This is a genomic window from Actinomycetospora endophytica (assembly GCF_021026375.1).
In the GTDB taxonomy this organism is placed as follows: domain Bacteria; phylum Actinomycetota; class Actinomycetes; order Mycobacteriales; family Pseudonocardiaceae; genus Actinomycetospora; species Actinomycetospora endophytica.
Genome location: NZ_JAJNDB010000011.1, coordinates 122,654 through 141,521 on the forward strand (window position 1 = coordinate 122,654; position 18,868 = coordinate 141,521).

Below are 18,868 nucleotides of genomic sequence, written 5' to 3' on the forward strand. Positions count from 1 at the left end.
CCCGGCGGGCGGTGACGGTGCGGCTCGCGCCGGACGGGGCCGGCGGGTGCGGCGGGCGGCTCAGCCGCGCCGCTGGTGCGGCACGCGGGCGAGCGGGTGGCGCGCGGCCACCAGGCGGTCGGCGACGTCGGACGCGGAGGTCCGCGGCCGGCGCACGGTGGCGAGCGCCTCGATCTGGGTGCGGGTCAGGCCGACCTGGCCGGCGAGCGTGGCGCTCACGGCCGAGGCGGTCCAGCCCTGCTCGAGCAGCAGGTGCACGAGGGCCAGCGCGGAGCCGCGGTCGCGGCGCGCACGGGAGACCAGCGGGGCGAGATCGTCCGGGAGGGGCCGGGGGTCTTCGGTGATCCCGGGCGCTTCGGGCGTGACGGCGGCGGTCGGCGTCGCGGCCAGGGAGAGGGTGTCGGCATCGAGATGGGCGGCGGGGACGGCACTGTCGGGCCGGGTGGTGGTGGGTTCGAGGAGCACGGTCACCTTCCGTTCGGGTACGGAGATCCGGGTGGAGCCATTCCAGGGTCGGCACGCTGTGTGACAGCGAAACACCGGGCCGGTCACACGACGGTCAACAACCGGTGCGTGTGGCCGGTCAGCGTCGACGCCGAGCGACGGTCGGCGGCGTCGATGACGGCGACCACCCTGTCGCCGTCAACCGTTCAGCCCAGTCTGTGCTCTCCGGGTCGGGAGCGACAGGGCTTTTCCGGTGCCACGTCCGAAGAGACGTCCGGGAGCCCCCGGGGGCTGCGTCCGGGTCGCCCGGGTCACACCACGCTCAGGCGGCCATCTCCGCCCAGATGGTCTTGCCGTCCGGGTGGCGGAGCACGCCCCAGGTCCGCGACACGGCCGCGACCATCGCCAGGCCCCGCCCGCGCGGGGAGGACGTCGGCGGCGCGTGCCAGGAGGTCGCCTCCGGGACCACGTGGTCGGCCCCGGAGCCGTAGTCCCGCACCGCCATCCGGAAGGCGTCGCCGTGGCGCTCGATCTCGACCACCGACGGGCTGAGGGCGTGCTCGACGGCGTTGGTGACCAGCTCGGTGACGACGATCTCGGCGGCCTCCCGGACCTCGCGGCCCAGCCCCCACCGCCGGCACAGCTCCCGGACCTGGGACCGCGCCCGTCCGGGGGCGTGCGGGTCGACGTCGAAGCGCCAGCCGTCACGCAGCACGTCGGGCCGGTCCGCCAGACGGGCGAGGGCCTCGGTGACGTCGGCGTACACCGGCGCCTCGTCGGCGACCCGCGACGAGGTGAGCAGCGCCGCGAGCTCGGGCCCGGGCGCGACGAGCGCGAGACAGGCACGGGGCCACCCGCCGGCCCGGGCGAGGGCGTCGGTGAACGCGTGCACCGCCGAGCTCTGCCCGGGCCGGAGCTCCGAGACGTCGAGGACCACCCCGCGGTGCTCGCCGAGCAGCTCCGCGAGCGACGCGACGAGGGCCGCCCGGTTCGCGCGGTCCAGGTCGCCACGGACCGACGCGACCACCGCGCCGCCCGACGGCGGCGCGGGACGGACCTCCCACGCGAGCTTCTGCACGATTCACCTCGCGGCCGAGGTACCCCGGGTCACCGGGTGCCAAGCCCGACTGTGACCCGGGTGCCGCACCCGTCCGTGACCTCGACGGACGGTTCCCGCGCGGACGGCTGCGGCGGGAGGACATGATGGAACGGTGAGCGAGGAACTCCAGGACGGCATCGACGACGCTCGCGAGGCTCGCGCCGAGTCGCGCTCGGCGCTGGCGGCCGCCGCGGCGAGCGGTGCCGGGGACGGTGCGGGGACCGCGGAGCTGGTCGAGTCGCCGGGCGCGGTGATGCGGGTGGCCGGGATGGTCGGCAAGCTCATCGAGGAGGTCCGCCAGGCACCGCTCGACGAAGCGGGCCGGGCCCGGCTGGCCGACATCCACGCCCGGTCGATCACCGAGCTGGGCAAGGGCCTCGCTCCCGAGCTGCGCGACGAGCTGGAGCGCATCTCGCTGCCGCTGGGCACCGACGAGGTGCCCTCGCAGGCGGAACTGCGGATCGCCCAGGCCCAGCTGCTCGGCTGGCTGGAAGGGCTCTTCCACGGCATCCAGAGCGCGGTGCTCGCCCAGCAGATGTCCGCGCGGGGCCAGCTCGAGCAGATGCGCCGGGGCCGTGGCGGCGCCGCGGGCGAGGCCGCGGTCGACGTCGGGCAGCTCGGCGGCCAGTACCTCTGACCGACCGCCGCTCGGCGGATCTCGAGACTCAGGCCTCGAGGACGACCTCACCGGCGGGCGAGCCGTGCAGCGGGCGACGCAGCGCCGAGCGGCGCTCGTCCTCGGTGAGCCCGCCCCACACGCCGTAGGGCTCCCGGGTGGCCAGCGCGTGCCGACGGCACGGCTCCAGGACCGGACAGCTCATGCAGACCCGCTTGGCCTGGCTCGCGCGCTGCTCGCGGCGCGGGCCACGCTCGCCGTCGGGGTGGAAGAAGAAGCTGGAATCCATGCCGCGGCAGGAGCCGTGGAGCTGCCAGTCCCACTCGTCGATGATCGGGCCGGGCAGCAGACGCACATCAGCCACGGGAACCTCCAGGTACGAAGGGGAGCTTGCGGGCACGCTCCGGTGGGTCGGGATGATCTCGGCCCATCCGACGTCGCGGGTATCCCCAGATGTGAACGGACACAAACCCGTGAGCCGTCACTCGGTGGAGCGCGACCGTTCACGGGGCCGTTCGGGCCCCGCTCCGTCGACCGTGGGATCGCCCACGGCGCCCCGCACGCGCCCGGCGACCGTGCGTCGCGAGTAGGGTCCGCCCGGTGGGTACCGTGCGGCCGCACTGGCGCCGCCGTAGCCCAGAGATCCAAGAGGAGTGCAGTGCATGTCCGAGAGCGCAGGGAACGGGGGGCGCGAGGTCGTGGCGACGGAGGACGACTTCTCCACGGAGGAGCCCATGGGGGTCGAGGTCGAGCGCTCCGGCCCGACATCGGTGATCCGCCTGTCCGGTGAGATCGACATGCTGACGACGCCCGCGTTGCGGGCGAAGGTCACCGAGGAGCTGGGGGCCGGCCTGTCGGTCCTCGTGCTCGACATGCTCGCCGTCGAGTTCCTCGGCTCCAGCGGCCTCGCGCTGCTGGTCGAGGCCCTCGACGAGTCGCGCAACCGCGGGGTCTCGCTCCGGCTCGTCGCCGACAGCCGGCCGGTGAGCCGTCCGCTGCAGGCCACCGGCCTCACGGACCTCTTCGAGATCCACTCGACGGTGGAGGAGGCGCTGGCCGCCTGAGGCGGTCCGGCTCCTCCACCCGGGGCGTGCCCATCGGCACGTCGACACGCGCGCCACCACCGGTGGTGACCAGCGACCCGTGCGCCGATACGGTGATGCAGCGACCGGCGGAACCACCCGTCCGGCCGGTCGAAGGTTCGGCCCCGGACCGTCACTGTCGGACCAGCCCGACCTACCCGCCGCGAACGGAGACCCGCAGTCGTGCAGACGCCCGAACCGCAGCAGCGTGAGCGCGTGCCCGAGGTCCCTGCTCCGGGAGCGGCGACCGAGGTCGACGGTCTGTCCGACACGAAGAGTCTCGGCGAGGTGCCGAGCCCGGTCGAGGTGCGCGTGCACGCCGACCCGGCGCTCATCCCGTCGGTGCGAGCCGTCGCCGCCGACCTCGCCGCGCGTGCCGACTTCGACCTCGACGCGGTCTCCGACCTCCGCATGGCCGTCGACGAGGCCTGCTCCGCGCTGGTCCCGCTGGCCGCGCCGGGTGGTCAGCTGCGCTGCGGGTTCACCGTGGTCGACGGCCGCATCGCCGTGGTCGCCCGCGTCCCGGTGGACGCGCCCACCACGCTGCGACAGGACACCTTCGGCTGGCGGGTCCTCGACACGCTGACCGATGCCGCCGAGGTCCTCGACGGCGACCCGGAGTGGCTCGGCATCCGCCTCCTGAAGGACCGGACGACGGCGTGAGCGTGCCGGCCGGGCAGGAGAAGCGCGGGGACGACTCCTACGGCCACTTGACTCCCCTCCTGGTGGAGCACGCGTCGCTGCCGGACGGCGACCGACGTCGGGAGTCGTTGCGCGACCAGCTGGTGGAGGGCTACCTGCCCCTCGCCCGGCACATCGCGCGCCGGTTCTCCCAGCGCGGAGAGCCCCAGGAGGACCTGGAGCAGGTCGCGACGGTCGGGCTGATCCACGCCGTCGACCGCTTCTCCCCGGAGCGCGGCTCGGACTTCCTGTCCTACGCGGTGCCGACGATCACCGGCGAGGTCCGCCGCTACTTCCGCGACAAGGCCTGGTCCACCCGGGTCCCGCGCCGTCTCAAGGATCTGCGGCTCGCGATCGGCTCGGCCATGCCGGCGCTGTCCCAGGAGCTGGGTCGTGCGCCGACGGCAGGGGAGCTCGCCGAACGCCTGACGCGCCCGCGCGAGGAGATCCTGGAGGCGCTCGAGGCGGCCAACGCGTACCGCTCGAGCTCGCTGGACGACATGCTCGTCGACGACCCGTCCTCCGGGCGGCTGGCCGACGTGCTCGGGACCGTCGACGAGGAGCTCGCCCAGGTCGAGCACCGCGAGACGGTGCAGCCCGCGCTGCGCCGGCTGCCCGAGCGTGAGCGCACCATCGTGATGCTGCGCTTCTTCGGCGGCATGACGCAGACCCAGATCGCCGAGCAGGTCGGGGTCTCCCAGATGCACGTCTCCCGGTTGCTCACCCGCACGCTCGCGGCGTTGCGGCAGGAGCTGTCGGAATAGGCCTTCGGCCATGTGAACGTTTGTGGTCGTCCTGACGACCACAAACGTTCACATGCGCACGGCGTGCGCGTCCCCGTAATGACGGGTCCGGCCGGTCTTCGCGAGCAGCTCGAGCAGCGGCACGGCGACCCGGCGCGTGGTGCCCAGCGCCTGGCGCGCCGCCGACACCGTGAACGGCTGGTCGAGCCTCCCGAGCACGTCCACCGCGCGGTCCGGGGCGTCCGGGCGCAGGTAGATGCCGTCGGCGATCCGCACCAGCTCCCCGGCGCGCACTGCGGCGCCGAGCTGCTTCGCCCCCAGTCCGAGCTCGGCGAGCCGACCGGCCTCGGGCGCCGCGAACGGGGCGGCCTCGAGGTCGGCGTGCACCGCCGCGAGCGCCGTGCGCACCACCGCGGGCAGCCCGCCGTCGCCGTGGCGCAGGATCCGCCCGCCGTCCTCCACCAGATCCTCCGACGCCGGACGACGAGCCAGCACCAGCGTCAGCAGCCGGGCGTCGGGGAGCTCGAGGGCGCGGGCGGCGGCGCGGGCGGGCAGCCCGGGATCGAGGGGGTTCGCCGCCGCGTGCTCGGCGACCGCGGTGACCAGCCGGCCGGACAGCGCGTCGAGGTGCGCCGGGTCGACGAGCCAGCCCGCCGCCGCGGGAGCGTCCGGGGGCGCCCCCGCCAGACCGAGCCCGGCGAGGTCGGAGACCCGCACGAGCTTCCGCCGGCGTAGCTCGGTCGAGGGGTCCGGCGCACCGGAGGTCTCCGCGAGCTGGGTCGCCCGGCTGCGCGCGGCACCCCGGCGGCGCAGCTCCGGGGGCCGGACGTCGAGCACCGTCAGGCCGCCCAGGACGGCGTGCGCGCCCGGGTCGCGCAGCAGCGCGCGGTCCCCGGGGCGCAGCGGCAGCGGGGCGCGCAGGGTGAGCCGCAAGGTGCGGGTGCCCACCGCGTCCCCGGATCCGTCGCCCGCGCCGGTGTCCGGGGCGTCCTCCCGCGAGAGCGGACGCACTCGCGCCGCGACCGCCGAGGACCCGACGTGCAGCATCACCTGCGCCGGGAGCTTCTCCCTCGCCGCGCCACCCCGCGGCGGGTGCAGCCGGACGTCGACGACGGTCGTGCTCAGCCACCGGCCCGGCGTGAGCAGCGCGTCGCCGCGGGACAGCGCCTCCAGCGGGACGCCGCGCAGGTTCAGCGCGACCCGCGACACCGCCGGCGCCGCGTCGACCGGCTCCCCGAGCGCCTGCAGCGCGCGCACGGCCACCGTGCGCTCCTCACCGGAGCCCGCCAGGACCAGCTCGTCGCCCGCGGCGATCCGCCCGGCCCCGAGCGTCCCGGTGACGACCGTGCCCGCGCCGCGGATCGAGAAGGCGCGGTCCACCCAGAGCCGCACGTCGCCCTCGACGTCGGGCTCCGGCAACCGGCCCGCCAGCGCCCCCAGCGCGTCCCGGAGGTCGTCGAGTCCCTCCCCGGTCGCGCCGGAGACGCAGACCGCCGGGAGCCGCCCGAGGGTCGACTCCGCGAGATGCTCCAACGCCTCGTCACGCGCGAGCTCGGGGTCGGCGAGGTCGGAACGCGTCACGACCAGCACCCCGTCCTGCACACCCAGCGCGTGCAGCGCGTCGAGGTGCTCCCCGGACTGCGGCATCCAGCCCTCGTCGGCGGCGACCACGAACATCGTCGCCGGCACCGGACCGACCCCGGCGAGCATCTGCGTCACGAAGCGCTCGTGGCCCGGGACGTCGACGAACGCGACGGTCTCCTCGCCCAGCCGCGTCCACGCGAACCCCAGGTCGATCGTCATCCCGCGGCGGCGCTCCTCGGCCCACCGGTCGGGCTCCATCCCGGTCAGCGCGCGGATCAGCGTGGACTTGCCGTGGTCGACGTGCCCGGCGGTGGCGACCACCTTCATGACCCGGTGACCGCCCGGAGCGCCGCCGCCAGCCGCGCGTCGTCGTCGGGGTCGACCGAGCGCAGGTCCACGACGCATCGCCCGTGCTCCACCCGGGCCACCACCGGGTCGGCCCCGACCCGCAGCGCCGCGGCGGCCGCCACGGGCAGCGCCAGCCCGGCGCTCGGGAGCTCGACGCCGGGTGCACCCCCACCCCCGACGGCGGCGGTGCAGTCGACGGCCTCCAGGCCGAGTTCCGCCGCGAGCGCCTCCGTCCGTTCCCGCAACGCCGCGTACGGGGTGTGCAGCATCGCCCGCGCCGGTGGTTCGGGGCCCCGCAGCGTGGCCTCCAGCGCGGCGAGGGTCAGCTTGTCCACCCGCAGCGCCCGGGCCAGTGGATGCCGACGCAGCCGGTGCACCAGCTCGGCGCTCCCCAGCAGCAGACCCGCCTGCGGTCCGCCGAGCAGCTTGTCGCCCGACGCCGTCACCAGGTCCGCGCCCGCCCGCAGCGACGACGTCGCGTCGGGCTCGTCGGGCAGCGCCGGGTCGGGGGCGAGCAGCCCGGAGCCGATGTCGACGACGACGGGCACGCCCAGCCCGGTGAGCTCGTCGGTCGGCACCGCGGAGGTGAACCCGGAGACGACGAAGTTCGACGGGTGGACCTTGAGGATCATCCCGGTGTCCGGGCCGACGGCCTCGGCGTAGTCGCGACGGTGCACCCGGTTCGTCGTGCCGACCTCGCGCAGCCGGGCACCGGTCGACACCAGCAGGTCCGGCACCCGGAACCCGTCGCCGATCTCGACCATCTCGCCGCGGGCGATGACGATCTCGCGCCCGGCGGCCAGCGCGGTCGCGGCGAGCACGAGTGCCGCCGCCCCGTTGTTCGCGACGTGCACGCCGCCCGCGTCCGGCACCGCCGCCGCCAGCGCGTCCAGCGCGCCCGCCCCGCGGCGGCCGCGCTCGCCGGTGGCCAGGTCGAGCTCGACGTCGGTGGTGCCGGCCGCCGCGACGGCCGCCTCACGCGCCGCGCGCGACAGCGGCGCCCGGCCGAGGTTCGTGTGCAGCAGGACCCCGCTGGCGTTGATGACCGGGCGCAGGCTCGCGGCCGTCGGGCCCAGCCGCGCCAGCTCGGCGACGACGGCGTCCGTGACGTCCTCCGGCGCGAGCTCGCCGCGTCGGGCGCGGTCCTGGGCGGCGACGACGAGGTCCTTCACCCGCGCCCGGCCGACGACCGCGACCGCGTCCGCCACCGGGGGCTCGGCCAGGACGGTGTCCGTGCGCGGGATCCGGCGTCGGACGTCGTCGGTGCTCACCCCGGTCATCTGCCCAGGATCCACCGGTTCACGCCGTGGCGCCGCCCCACCCCGGGACCGGGCGGCTGGATCCGTGCCGCAGGAAGGTGACGAACGCGCCGTTCGTGCCGCTGGAGGGTGACGAACGCGCCGTTCGTGCCGCTGGAAGGTGACGAACGACCCGTTCGTGCCGCTGGAAGGTGACGAACGACCCGTTCGTGCACATAGACGCCACGAACGAGTCGTTCGTCCCGATGGGGTCGGGCGGCGTGCGAGCTCAGGACCCCGCGGACGGCGCGTACCGGCGGTCGGGCGGCGTCGAGCCGGCGCGCGTCGACTCCTCCCGACGACGGATCCGCTCCCGCTGCGGCACCACGATGTGCGCCGGGTCGTTCGCCGAGGCGATCCCGGCGTCGAACACGCCGAACCGGGTCAGCGCCGACCCCGCCAGCAGGGCCAGCCCGGACAGGGCGGCCGACCACCGCTTCCGCCGCCCCACGACGGCGCCCACCGCACCCGCCACGAGGCACGCCTTCGACGCCGTCATCAGCGTCTTCGCGCGGCCCTTCTCGTAGACGTCGGCGAGCATGCCCAGGTCGTGCTCCATCGTCCGCTCGGTGGCGAGCTCGACGACGGCGCCGGTCACCGCCAGCCGCGCGGCCGGCGCATTGTCCGCCACCGACGCGAACACCAGCCCGAACCCGCCACCCGCGGCCGCCGCGCTCGAGCCGAACAGCACCGGCAGGTGGCGGTGCGCCTCGTGCCAGGTCGGCACCGCGGTGTTCGAGAAGAGCACCGCGGTGTAGGTCGCGAGGGCCGGCCCGACGACGGCGGCCGCGACGCCGGTGACGTTCCCGGTCCGGCGGAACCAGCCGGTCACCTCGGTCGCCGCGGTGAGCCCCGCGAAGGTCGCGAACGGCGAGAGGATCCAGGTCCCGACGGAGAGCGGCGAGGTCGGCTTGAACACCCGCAGCATGTGCAGGAAGCGCTGCGGACGGTGCAGGTCGTGGACCAGGAACACGGTCCCGCCGACCGCCCCGCCCGCGGCCGCCAGCCGGCTCGCCCGGCGCAGGGTCGGCCGGTCGGTCGCGCTCGCCATCGCCGCGAGCACCGACGACGACCCGGCCAGGCCGCCCAGGAACAGGTACAGCGGGACGTCCGGGTTCTTCCACACCGGCGCCTTGATGATCGGGCGGCCGTAGTAGGAGCGGAACTCGGCCTCGGGGACCATGAGGTCCTCGCCCCTGCCGCCGCGACGCTTCCGCCGCGGCTTCACCTGGTCCCGGTCGACCCCGAAGCGGTCCATCTCGGTGTTCGCGTCGTGCGTCACTTCCGTGCCCTCCAGAACGACGCGACCGCCGCCACCCCGAGGCCGAGCGCGGTCAGCGCCGCGTTGCGCCACATCTCGGGCAGGTCCCGGGTGGTGACGATCGGGTCCGGCGGCAGCCCGTAGACCTCCGGCTCGTCGAGCAGCAGGAAGAACGCACCGTCGCCGCCCACCCCGTCGTCGGGATCGCGGCCGTAGAGCCGGGCCTCCTCGACGCCCCGGCCGTGCAGCTCGGCCAGCCGGGCGTCGGCGGTCGCCTGGAGCTCGTCGAGGTCGCCGAACTGGATGGAGTTCGTCGGGCACGCCTTCGCGCACGCCGGCTCCAGGCCGCTGCCGAGCCGGTCGTAGCAGAGCGTGCACTTGTGCGCGCCGCCGTCGGACTCGCGGACGTCGATCACGCCGTACGGGCAGGACGGCACGCAGTAGCCGCACCCGTTGCAGATGTCGTCCTGCACGACGACGGTGCCGAACTCGGTCCGGAACAGCGCCCCCGTCGGGCAGTTGTCCAGGCAGCCGGCGTGCGTGCAGTGTTTGCAGACGTCCGAGGACATGAGCCAGCGGACGTCCCGCTCGTCGTCGGGGGTCTGCTGGCCGTGCGCCCCCTGCGCGCCATTCCCCGTCGCTCCGCTCGCCCCGTCGTCGGGGAGCAGCGCGAGCAGGTCGACGGTCCCGCCGTCGGGCGGCGCCGTCGCCGCATCGCGCGGCGCTCCAGGCACGGGGCCGCCGGACACCGCGGGCAGCGCCGACGGCAGGTGCCCCGTCGTGACCTCGACCCCGGTGGCCGTGCTCGCCCGATCCCCCGTCGCTGCGCTCGCCCCGGAATGCGGCCGCACGTCCTCGATGAACGCGACGTGCCGCCACGTGGACGCGCCGAGGTCACCGGTGTTGTCGTAGGACATCCCGGTGAGGCGGTAGAGATCCGAGGCGTCGGACCCGTCGTCCGGAACGAGGTTCCACTCCTTGCAGGCGACCTCGCAGGCCTTGCACCCGATGCAGACCGAGGTGTCGGTGAAGAACCCGACCCGCTTGGGGCGCTCGCCGTCGAACCCCGCGTCCTCGGCCGGGTTCGGGAGCTCGCCGTACAGCGAGGTCGAGGCCCCGGAGAACGCGTCGAAGACGTTGGTCACTACTGGATGCCTCCCGGTTCGACGCCCGCCCGGCGCCGGTAGTCCGCGACGTACTCCAGCAGTGCGGGGCCGCGCGGGCGCCGTCCCGGCTGGATGTCGCAGGTCGCGACCTTGGACTCCTGGATGTGCACGTTGGGGTCCATGACGACGCCGAGCAGGTCGTTGGCCGGGTCGCCGACGGAGAGCCCGTTCGAGCCCCAGTGGTACGGCAGGCCGATCTGGTGCACCGTCCGGTCCCCGATGCGCAGTGGCTTCATCCGCTCGGTGACCATGACCCGCGCCTCGATCGCGGTGCGCGCCGAGATCAGCGTGGCCCACCCCATGTGCTCGAGCCCCCGCTCCCGCGCCAGCGCCGGGGAGACCTCGCAGAAGAACTCCGGCTGGAGCTCCGAGAGGTAACCCAGCGTCCGGCTCATCCCGCCCGCGGTGTGGTGCTCGGTGAGCCGGTAGGTGAGGAAGACGTACGGGAAGACCTCGCTCTGCGACGGGTTGAGCCGGTTCCACGCCCGGTTCATCTCCTCGCGGGCGGGGTTGTCCTGCTGGTCGTGCAGCAGGTTGGCCACCGGGGACTCGACCGGCTCGTAGTGCGTCGGCAGCGGACCGTCGGCGAGCCCGGACGGCGCGTAGAGCCAGGCCTTGCCGTCGGACTGCATGTTGAACGCGTCGGTCCCGGCGAGGGCGTCCGGCCCGGTCGCGCCCGGGTCGGGCTTGTAGTCCGGCGGCTTGGTGGCCTCGAAGTCCGGGACGTCGTGCCCGACCCAGCGGCCCTGCTCCTCGTCCCACCAGACGAGCTTCTTGCGCTCGCTCCAGGGGCGGCCCTCGGCGTCGGCGGAGGCGCGGTTGTAGAGCACGCGGCGGTTCGCCGGCCACGCCCAGCCCCACTCGTGGGCGACCAGGTCCTGTTCGGAGCCGGGTTTGCGGCGATCGGCCTGGTTGACGCCGTCGGCGAAGATGCCGGTGTAGATCCAGCACCCGGCGGTGGTCGATCCGTCGGCGCGCAGCTCGGTGTACGTCGAGAGTGGGCGGCCGTCGGCGTCGGCCCCGTTGATCTCGGCCAGCACGGAGACGACGTCGGGTTCCTCGTGAATCCCCGACGTCGGGTAGTCCCAGGTCAGCTCGAGCAGCGGCCGGTCGCGCTCGTCGGTGGAGCCGGCGAGCTTCTCCCGGATCCGCTTGCCCAGGTGGAAGTAGAAATGCAGTTCGGAGCGCGAGTCGCCCGGCGGGTGGACGGCCTCGTGCCGCCACTGCACCAGCCGCTGGGTCTGGGTGAAGCTGCCCGACTTCTCGGTGTGGTTCGCGCAGGGCAGGAAGAAGACCTCGGTGCCGATCTCCTCGGTGCGCAGTTCCCCGGTCTCGATCTCCGGGCCGTTCTGCCAGAACGAGGCCGACTCGATCATCTGCATGTCCCGGACGACGAGCCATTCCAGGTTCGCGAGTCCGAGTCGCTGCATCTTGCCGTTCGCGTGCCCGACCGCGGGGTTCTCGCCGACGAGGAAGTAGCCGAACGACTTGCGGTCGATCTGGTTCTTCACGGTGACGTAGCTGCCGTGGTCGCCGGTGATGCGCGGCATCCAGTCGAACGCGAAGTCGTTCTCCGGGGTCGCCGCGTCGCCCCACCACGCCTTGAGCAGGGACACCGTGTAGGCGTCCATGTCGCCCCAGAACCCGGTCTTCGCGGCGTCGGCGTCGATGTAGTCCGCGAGCGTCTCGTGGTGGGCGCTCGGCATCGGCAGGTAGCCCGGCAGCAGGTCGAACAGCGTCGGGATGTCGGTCGAGCCCTGGATCGACGCGTGCCCGCGCAGCGCGAGGATGCCCCCGCCCGGGCGGCCCATGTTGCCCAGCAGCGTCTGCAGGATCGCCGCCGCCCGGATGTACTGGACGCCGACGGTGTGGTGGGTCCAGCCGACCGAGTACACCCACGCGGTCGTCCGGTCCCGGCCGGAGTTCTCGGTGACCGAACGCGCCACCTGCAGGAACTGCTCGACGCTCATCCCGCACACCCGGGCCACGGCCTCGGGCGTGTAGCGGGCGTAGTGACGGCGCAGCACCTGGAAGACGCAGCGCGGGTGGGTCAGCGTCTCGTCACGACGCGGCTCGTGGTGGCCCATCGGGTCCGCGCCCGGCCGCGGGCCGTCGGGCATCTGGGACTCCCACGCATCCCGCTTGCCCGCCGCCGGCGCCCGGTACGCGCCGTCGAGCGCCCAGCTGGCCGGGTCGTAGTGCCCGGTGTCCGGGTCGTAGCCGGAGAAGAGCCCGTCCACGTCGCCGGAGTCGGTGAAGTCGTCGTCGACGATGTCCGCGGCGTTCGTGAACGCCGTGACGTAGTCCCGGAAGTCCAGCTCGTTCTCGAGGACGTAGCTGATCAGGCCGCCCAGGAACGCGATGTCCGCGCCCCCGCGGAACGGGACGTGCTCGTCGGCCACCGCGGTGGTGCGGGTGAAGCGCGGGTCGACGTGGATCACCGTGGCGCCGCGGCGCTTGGCCTCCATCACCCACTGGAAGCCCACCGGGTGGGCCTCCGCCATGTTCGAGCCCTCGATGACGATGCAGTCCGAGTGCACGAGGTCCTGGAGGTAGTTGGTGGCGCCTCCCCGCCCGAACGTGGTCCCCAGACCGGGGACCGTGGCGCTGTGTCAAATGCGCGCCTGGTTCTCCACCTGGATCGCGCCGAGCGCCATGAACAACTTCTTGATGAGGTAGTTCTCCTCGTTGTCCAGCGTCGCGCCGCCGAGGCTCGACAAGCCCAGCGTCCGCCGCAGGACCCGGCCCTGGGAGTCGGTGTCCTCCCACCCACGACGACGGGCATCGATCACGCGGTCGGCGATCATGTCCACCGCGGTGTCGAGGTCGAGGTCCTCCCACTCGGTGCCGTACGGGCGCCGGTAGCGCACCGTCGTCACGCGCGACGGCGATGTGACCAGCGACGTCGACGCGGACCCCTTCGGGCACAGCCTCCCGCGGGAGATCGGCGAGTCCGGGTCGCCCTCGATCTGCGTGATCCGGCCGTCGCGCACGTAGATGTCCTGCCCACAGCCGACCGCGCAGAACGGGCACACCGACTTGACGACCTCGTCGGCGGCGTCCGTCCGGGGCTCGAGGGCCTTCGTGCGAGGGCTCTGGACCGCGGCCCCGCGCCCGAGCGGGTCAGGACCGGTCGCCTGGCGGAACATCGGCCATTCGCCGAGCCAGGTGCGGACGCCCATGCGTGAGGACCTCCCGGGGCCGTGCTGGCCTGTTGCTGTGGTGACCCCGGCGCGGCTGTGGACCAGGGGAGACGTGTGGCGGAGGCGGACGGGAATCGAACCCGCCTGGCCGAGATACCCGGCCACGTCGGTGTTGAAGACCGCGGGGCCCACCAGGAACCCTGACGCCTCCACGATCCACCATAAGCAGGGCGGGAGCGGCCTGCAGCGCCGCCCCCGGATCGGTTCCCGCCCGGCAACACCCAGCTCACACGGCCAGGATGGGGTGCCGTGCCGACCGATCCGGACGCCGTGCTCGCCGTCGACCTCGGCACCACCTCGACGAAGGCGGTCCTGTTCGCCCCCGACGGCACGGTGCTGGGGGAGGGCGACGCCGGTTACCCGCTCGCCGAGCCCGAACCGGGCGCGGCCGTCCAGGACCCCGAGGCGATCTGGGAGGCGGTGGGCGACGCGGTGGCCGCCGCGGCCGCGGGACACCGACCCGTCGTCGTCGTGTTCAGCGGCGCGATGCACGGGCTGCTCGGCGTCGACGACCGCGGCGACCCCGTCGGACCGCTGCTGACCTGGGCGGACTCACGCGCGGCCGGTGTCGCGGCGGCCTGGCGGGCCGGGGCCGTCGACACCCTGGCCCTCCAGCGGCGCACGGGGACGCCGGTGCACGCCATGAGCCCGCTGTGCAAGCTCGCCTGGCTGCGCCGCGACCGCCCGAGCCTGCACGCGGCCGCCGCCCGCTGGGGTGGGCTGAAGGAGTTCGTGGTCGGCCGGGCCACCGGCCGGCGGGTCACCGACGCCTCCTGCGCCTCCGGGACCGGCCTGCGCGACCTCCGCTCACGGACGTGGGACGACGAGGCCCTTGGTCTCGCCGGCGTCGACGCCGACGCCCTCGACGAGCTGGTCGACACCACCGCCGTCGTCGGGCCCTTGGCCGACCGGGTGGCCGACGGGTGGGGGATGCCGCGCGGCGTGCCCGTCGTGGCCGGCGGCGGGGACGGTCCGCTGGCCAACCTCGGGCTCGGGGCCGTCCGGCCGGGTGTGCTCGCCTGCTCGATCGGCACCAGCGGCGCGCTGCGCCTGGCCGTGGACGAACCCGCGGTCGACGCCCGGGGCCGGCTGTTCTGCTACGAGCTCACGGTCGAACGCTGGGTCATCGGTGGCGCGGTCACCAACGGCGGGGTCGTCCTCGACTGGGCGGCGGAGGCCCTCGGCGCGGACGTCCCGACGCTGCTCGCCGAGGCGGCGGCCGTCCCGGCGGGTGCCGACGGCCTCGTCGCCGTCCCGCACCTGCTGGCCGAGCGCGCGCCACGCTGGGACGGTGCGCTCGGTGGGGCCTTCCTCAACCTGCGACGCACGCACGGGCGCGGTCACCTCGCGCGGGCCCTGCTCGAGGGCGTGTGCCTGCAGCTGCGGCTGGTCCTCGAGTCGACGCGCGAGGCCGGGGCGGCCGTCGACGAGGTCCGGGCCACCGGCGGGTTCGCCCGGAGCCCCTTCTGGCGCGGCCTGCTCGCCGACGTGCTCGGGACCCCCGTCGGCTTCCCTGGGGGTCACCAGGGCTCGGCGTGGGGTGCGGCGCTGCTCGGCATGCAGGCGGTGGGCATGCTCGAGCCTGGCGTCGACGCCCTGACCGACGCCGCGGAGCGGGTGCGGATCGACGGCACGACGACGCCGTCCGCGGCGGCCGGGTTCTACGCGTCGCGTCTCGAGCTGGTGGAGCGCGTGCAGGACGCGCTGGGGGGTGTGATCGCCGAGCTCGGGTAGCTCAGTCCTCGAGCGCCGGATCGGCCCCGTCGGCGGCCTCCTCGAGCTCGACCAGCGCCTCCTCGAGGAAGGTCAGCAGCCGCTGCAGGCGCGGCACGCTGCGCCGGTCGCCGGTGAGGCCGAACTCCATGTTGTCGGCGTAGGAGAACACCGTCATGTTCAGCGCCTGGCCGTCCATCGGCACCGACAGCGGGTACATCCCGTCGAGCTTCGCGCCCTCCCAGTAGAGCGGGGCCTTGGGGCCGGGCACGTTCGAGATGATCAGGTTGAACCCGGGGTTGATCACCGACGACACCCCGGGCACCGACCCGAGGGGCAGCGGCGCGGCGACGGCCATCGACAGCGCGGCGATCGCCATCGGGTCGCGCTGGTCGAGGTTCGCCTTCGCCGCCCGACCGGAGGCCTTGATGCGCTCCAGCCGGGTCGCGGCGTCGGGCTCGTCGGTCGCGAGCGTCACCAGGATGGCGCCGAGCTGGTTGCCCTCGCCGGAGGTGCCGAGCGACACCGGCAGCGCCGCCACCAGCGGCTTCTCCGGCAGCGCGTCGAGGTCGAGCATGTAGCGGCGCAGCGCGCCCGAGCACATCGCGAGCACGATGTCGTTCACGGTCGAGTCGGTGCGCTCGCGCACCCGTTGGATCCGCTTGAGCGGCCACGACTCGGCGGCGAAGCGGCGCGCCCCGGTGATCGGGACGTTGAACATGCTGTGCGGCGCCTCGAAGGGCAGCGTCGTGTCCCGGTGGGCGAGCCCGTCGTAGAGCGCGTCGACCAGCGCCGGGGCGACGCCGAGGACCTGGCTCGCGGTCCGCGCGGTGTCGGTGACCGCGGAGCTCACGGTGTTCCAGCCGCCGGCGAGCGCGGACCCGACCGAGGACAGCAGCGAGCGCTGCTCCGGGGCCGCGACGGGCGCGGGCGGCTGGTCCGCGGGACGGCGCCTGCTGCGCGGGTCGACCTGCCAGAAGGGCGCCATGCCGCGCGCCTCGGCGTCGGTGGAGAGCGCCTTCTGGAGATGCCGCATCCCCGTGACGCCGTCCATCATCGCGTGGTGGATCTTGAAGTAGACCGCGAAGCGGTCACCCTCCACGCCTTCGATGAGGTGGAACTCCCACAGCGGCCGGTGACGGTCCAGCAGGGTCCCGTGCAGGCGGGAGACGAGCTCGAGCAGCTCGCGGATCCGGCCCGGACGCGGCAGCGCCGAGAGCCGCACGTGGTACTCGATGTCGAGGTCGTCGTCCTCCCAGGCCCACTGCCCGAGGGTCCCGACGCTGCGCACGGCCCGTCGGGCGAAGGTCCGGGCCACCTGGTTCGAGGAGACGAGCTGCTTGTGCAGGTCACCGAGGAAGTCGGGACCAGCACCCTCCGGCCGGTCGAACAGGAGCAGTGACCCGACGTGGGTCGGCCGCTCCCGGGACTCGGCCAACAGGAACATCGAGTCCCGGAACGACATGACACCCATGCTCGGAATCCTCCCGCCGCCGACCGTCCGCTGGGAAGGACGCCGCGCGCGCCACGATGTTGTCGCGGGCCTCACCCGGGCGGTTGTGGTGCCCCTCTCAGCGCTGCGTCAAACCGGGGTGGCCATGCGCCCGAGCGCCCGGTCGAGTTCGTCCAGGGAGGTGACCTCGAGGCCGCCGCTGCGGCGCACCACCGCGCCGATCATGAGGTTGTACGACAGTCCCTCCTCGCCGCCCTGGCGCAGGTCGTTGCGGTAGGCGACGACGGGCCGGCCGTGGGCCGCGGCCCAGGCCACTTCGACGACGGTGCCGTTGTCCGGCGGCTCCTGGTCCAGACACGCGACGACGAGGTCGGCGCGCTCGGTGATGGAGCGCAGGTGGAACTCGCCGAGCGCGAGCCAGCGCTCGGCCCGTTCGTCGGCGTCCGGCAGGTCGGCCTCCCAGGGGTCGATGACGTCGACGTGGGATCGCACGACGGGCAGCAGCCGGTCGGTGTAGAAGTGCCGGGTGGATTCGGCGAAGCCGTAGGGGCTCGCGAGGTAGGCGGTCCTGCGCACGGCGGGGCATCTTCCCGGATGATGGGCCGCCGTGCGGGTCGTCGTGACGGGAGCCGGCGGATTCGTGGGCTCGGCGGTGTCCGCCGCGCTGCAGGCCTCCGGACACGACGTCGTCGGGCTCGCCCGGGATCCGGCCCGGCTGGTGGCCGGCGTGCGTCCGGTGGTCGGCTCGGTGCTCGACGCCGAGGTCGTGGCCGCCGCGCTGGACGGGGCGGACGCGGTCTGCCACCTCGCGGCGCGCGTCCGGGTGCGGGAGTCGCGCGAGGACCCTCTCGGGTACTGGCGCACCAACCTCGACGGCACCCGCACGGTGCTCGCGGCGGCCGGGCCCGATGTCCGGGTGGTCCTCGTGTCGACCTGTGCGGTGCACGCGCCCGCGGACGTCCCGATCGGCGAGGACGCGCCGCTGGCCCCGTCGAACCCTTACGCGGCCAGCAAGCTGGCCGCTGACCTGCTGGCCCGCGACGTCGCCCTCGCCGGCGGGCCCGGCGTCGTCTGCCTGCGGGTCTTCAACGTCGCGGGGGCGGCCGCCGGACGCGGCGACGACGATCGCTCACGGGTCGTCCCGGCGCTGCTGGCCGCGGTCGCGGGCGGACGCTTCACCGTGAACGGCGACGGCTCGGCGGTGCGCGACCTCGTGCACGTCGCCGATCTCGCGGACGGCGTCGTCGGGGCGCTCGGGGTGGCCGAGCCGGGGACGTGGCGGGCGTTCACCGTCGGCTCCGGACGGGGGACGTCGGTCGCCGAGCTGATCGACGTCGTCGGGCGGGTCACCGGACGGTCCGTGCCGGTGCTCCACGGGGAGGCGGTGGACGAGCCGTCGCGCCTGGTCGCCGACCCGTCACGTGCGCGGCGCGAGCTCGGCTGGGCACCCACCCGCTCGGCGCCGGAGCGGATCGTCGCCGACGCCTGGGCCGCGCGTCCGCTCCCGTGACGCGCCCGTTCCCGACGGTGGACGCGGACCAAGGGTGCCCCCGGCAGGACTCGAACCTGCGACCTTGGCATTAGAAGGGCCTTGCTCTGTCCGGCTGAGCTACGGGGGCCGGTGCCGGACAGGGTAGTGGGACACCTCCGTCGCCCGCCCGTGACCACGCCGGCCTGGGCTGCCGCGGCATCGTCCGACGGGGCCGAGGTCGCATCGGGGCTCTGACCTGCCCGGATACCCGGCACGCCCCCCGGGTGCAGCGGGGTCCGGCCACCCGCGTAGTGTTCTCGTCGCTCTCGGGGAACGGACGCGATCCAGCGGACGGCCGGGAGTTCGGAATCGCCGGGAGTCACTCCCGACCGATCCGACACAGCGTGAACATGAGACCGACGCCCGCCTGCTCCGGCGGACCGGGTGGACGTCTCGATCGGTCGCCCTCCGGGCGGGCCGCGCCGAGGGGGTCACCCCCCGGAAACGCCCCCGGAACCGGCCGTGTACGGTGGAATCACCGCGAACGAGATCGCCGGGAAATCCGGCGGGATTCGAGCGCGTGTGGTCGTCCTTTGAGAACTCAACAGTGTGCTGACGTTTTGTGTGTTCTGGCCCCAGCTTTGGTTGGGGTTTCTTTGAGTATGGTCAGGGAAATTCGTTTCTCTAATGTTTTTTGTTGGAGAGT

16 protein-coding genes and 2 tRNA genes are annotated in these 18,868 nt (G+C 74.2%); 6 read left to right on the top strand and 12 right to left on the bottom strand.

Going from position 1 to position 18,868, the window contains the following annotated elements:
• Nucleotides 1–60: 60 nt before the first annotated feature.
• Together LQ327_RS33105 and LQ327_RS35150 are read right to left on the bottom strand one after the other, a co-directional pair.
• The gene (locus LQ327_RS33105; RefSeq protein WP_230740949.1) at nt 61–471 is read right to left on the bottom strand and encodes a hypothetical protein; all 411 of its coding nucleotides are present in this window, start codon (nt 469–471) and stop codon (nt 61–63) included.
• Nucleotides 472–766: 295 nt separating this feature from the next.
• Entirely contained in the window at nt 767–1,522 is a 756-nt protein-coding gene (locus tag LQ327_RS35150; RefSeq protein WP_230740951.1) for an ATP-binding protein, read from the bottom strand.
• Nucleotides 1,523–1,655: 133 nt separating this feature from the next.
• Here LQ327_RS35150 and LQ327_RS33115 point away from each other — a divergent pair, with 133 nt between their 5' ends.
• Nucleotides 1,656–2,180, top strand: coding sequence for a proteasome activator (locus LQ327_RS33115; RefSeq protein WP_308286418.1), 525 nt, complete (start codon nt 1,656–1,658; stop codon nt 2,178–2,180).
• A 28-nt stretch (nt 2,181–2,208) separates the two neighbouring features.
• On the opposite strand, the gene LQ327_RS33120 is transcribed toward LQ327_RS33115, so the two are convergent.
• Nucleotides 2,209–2,523, bottom strand: coding sequence for a WhiB family transcriptional regulator (locus LQ327_RS33120; protein ID WP_230740953.1), 315 nt, complete (start codon nt 2,521–2,523; stop codon nt 2,209–2,211).
• A 298-nt stretch (nt 2,524–2,821) separates the two neighbouring features.
• Between LQ327_RS33120 and LQ327_RS33125 the strand changes: the two genes are divergently transcribed.
• From LQ327_RS33125 to LQ327_RS33135, 3 genes are all read left to right on the top strand, one after another.
• Nucleotides 2,822–3,223, top strand: coding sequence for an STAS domain-containing protein (locus LQ327_RS33125; RefSeq protein WP_230740955.1), 402 nt, complete (start codon nt 2,822–2,824; stop codon nt 3,221–3,223).
• A 201-nt stretch (nt 3,224–3,424) separates the two neighbouring features.
• Nucleotides 3,425–3,904 (top strand): ATP-binding protein, encoded by a 480-nt coding sequence (locus tag LQ327_RS33130; protein ID WP_230740957.1) that lies wholly within the window; start codon nt 3,425–3,427, stop codon nt 3,902–3,904.
• Nucleotides 3,901–4,686, top strand: a complete 786-nt coding sequence (locus LQ327_RS33135; protein ID WP_230740959.1) for an RNA polymerase sigma factor SigF — start codon at nt 3,901–3,903, stop codon at nt 4,684–4,686. The genes LQ327_RS33130 and LQ327_RS33135 overlap by 4 nt, the downstream gene beginning before the upstream one ends.
• 48 nt (nt 4,687–4,734) lie before the next feature.
• Here LQ327_RS33135 and selB read toward each other — a convergent pair whose 3' ends face one another.
• From selB to LQ327_RS33165, 6 genes are all read right to left on the bottom strand, one after another.
• The gene (selB, locus tag LQ327_RS33140; RefSeq protein ID WP_230740962.1) at nt 4,735–6,576 is read right to left on the bottom strand and encodes a selenocysteine-specific translation elongation factor; all 1,842 of its coding nucleotides are present in this window, start codon (nt 6,574–6,576) and stop codon (nt 4,735–4,737) included.
• The gene (gene selA / locus LQ327_RS33145; RefSeq protein ID WP_230740964.1) at nt 6,573–7,877 is read right to left on the bottom strand and encodes an L-seryl-tRNA(Sec) selenium transferase; all 1,305 of its coding nucleotides are present in this window, start codon (nt 7,875–7,877) and stop codon (nt 6,573–6,575) included. Before selA ends, selB begins: the two co-directional genes overlap by 4 nt.
• A 247-nt stretch (nt 7,878–8,124) precedes the next feature.
• Nucleotides 8,125–9,177: an NrfD/PsrC family molybdoenzyme membrane anchor subunit gene (gene nrfD, locus LQ327_RS33150; protein WP_230740967.1), complete on the bottom strand. Its 1,053-nt coding sequence runs from the start codon at nt 9,175–9,177 to the stop codon at nt 8,125–8,127.
• Nucleotides 9,174–10,301 carry a 4Fe-4S dicluster domain-containing protein gene (locus LQ327_RS33155; RefSeq protein ID WP_230740969.1) on the bottom strand — a complete coding sequence of 376 codons (1,128 nt, stop codon included), beginning with the start codon at nt 10,299–10,301 and terminating at the stop codon, nt 9,174–9,176. Before LQ327_RS33155 ends, nrfD begins: the two co-directional genes overlap by 4 nt.
• Nucleotides 10,301–13,504 carry a formate dehydrogenase gene (gene fdh / locus LQ327_RS33160; RefSeq protein ID WP_230740971.1) on the bottom strand — a complete coding sequence of 1,068 codons (3,204 nt, stop codon included), beginning with the start codon at nt 13,502–13,504 and terminating at the stop codon, nt 10,301–10,303. The genes LQ327_RS33155 and fdh overlap by 1 nt, the downstream gene beginning before the upstream one ends.
• 76 nt (nt 13,505–13,580) lie before the next feature.
• Nucleotides 13,581–13,676: transfer RNA gene (locus tag LQ327_RS33165), tRNA-Sec, on the bottom strand.
• A 98-nt stretch (nt 13,677–13,774) separates the two neighbouring features.
• On the opposite strand from LQ327_RS33165, the gene LQ327_RS35155 reads away from it, so the two are divergent.
• On the top strand, nt 13,775–15,259 hold the full coding sequence (locus LQ327_RS35155; protein WP_230740972.1) for a gluconokinase: 1,485 nt from the start codon (nt 13,775–13,777) through the stop codon (nt 15,257–15,259).
• A gap of 1 nt (nt 15,260) precedes the next feature.
• Here LQ327_RS35155 and LQ327_RS33175 read toward each other — a convergent pair whose 3' ends face one another.
• Together LQ327_RS33175 and LQ327_RS33180 are read right to left on the bottom strand one after the other, a co-directional pair.
• A complete protein-coding gene (locus tag LQ327_RS33175) occupies nt 15,261–16,712 on the bottom strand; it encodes a WS/DGAT/MGAT family O-acyltransferase (protein ID WP_230740974.1) in 1,452 nt (483 codons plus the stop codon).
• 108 nt (nt 16,713–16,820) lie between these two features.
• Nucleotides 16,821–17,267 (bottom strand): nucleoside 2-deoxyribosyltransferase, encoded by a 447-nt coding sequence (locus LQ327_RS33180; RefSeq protein WP_230740976.1) that lies wholly within the window; start codon nt 17,265–17,267, stop codon nt 16,821–16,823.
• A gap of 31 nt (nt 17,268–17,298) precedes the next feature.
• Here LQ327_RS33180 and LQ327_RS33185 point away from each other — a divergent pair, with 31 nt between their 5' ends.
• A complete protein-coding gene (locus LQ327_RS33185) occupies nt 17,299–18,201 on the top strand; it encodes an NAD-dependent epimerase/dehydratase family protein (protein WP_230740978.1) in 903 nt (300 codons plus the stop codon).
• A gap of 35 nt (nt 18,202–18,236) precedes the next feature.
• On the opposite strand, the gene LQ327_RS33190 is transcribed toward LQ327_RS33185, so the two are convergent.
• Nucleotides 18,237–18,310, bottom strand: a tRNA-Arg gene (locus tag LQ327_RS33190).
• Nucleotides 18,311–18,868 lie beyond the last annotated feature (558 nt).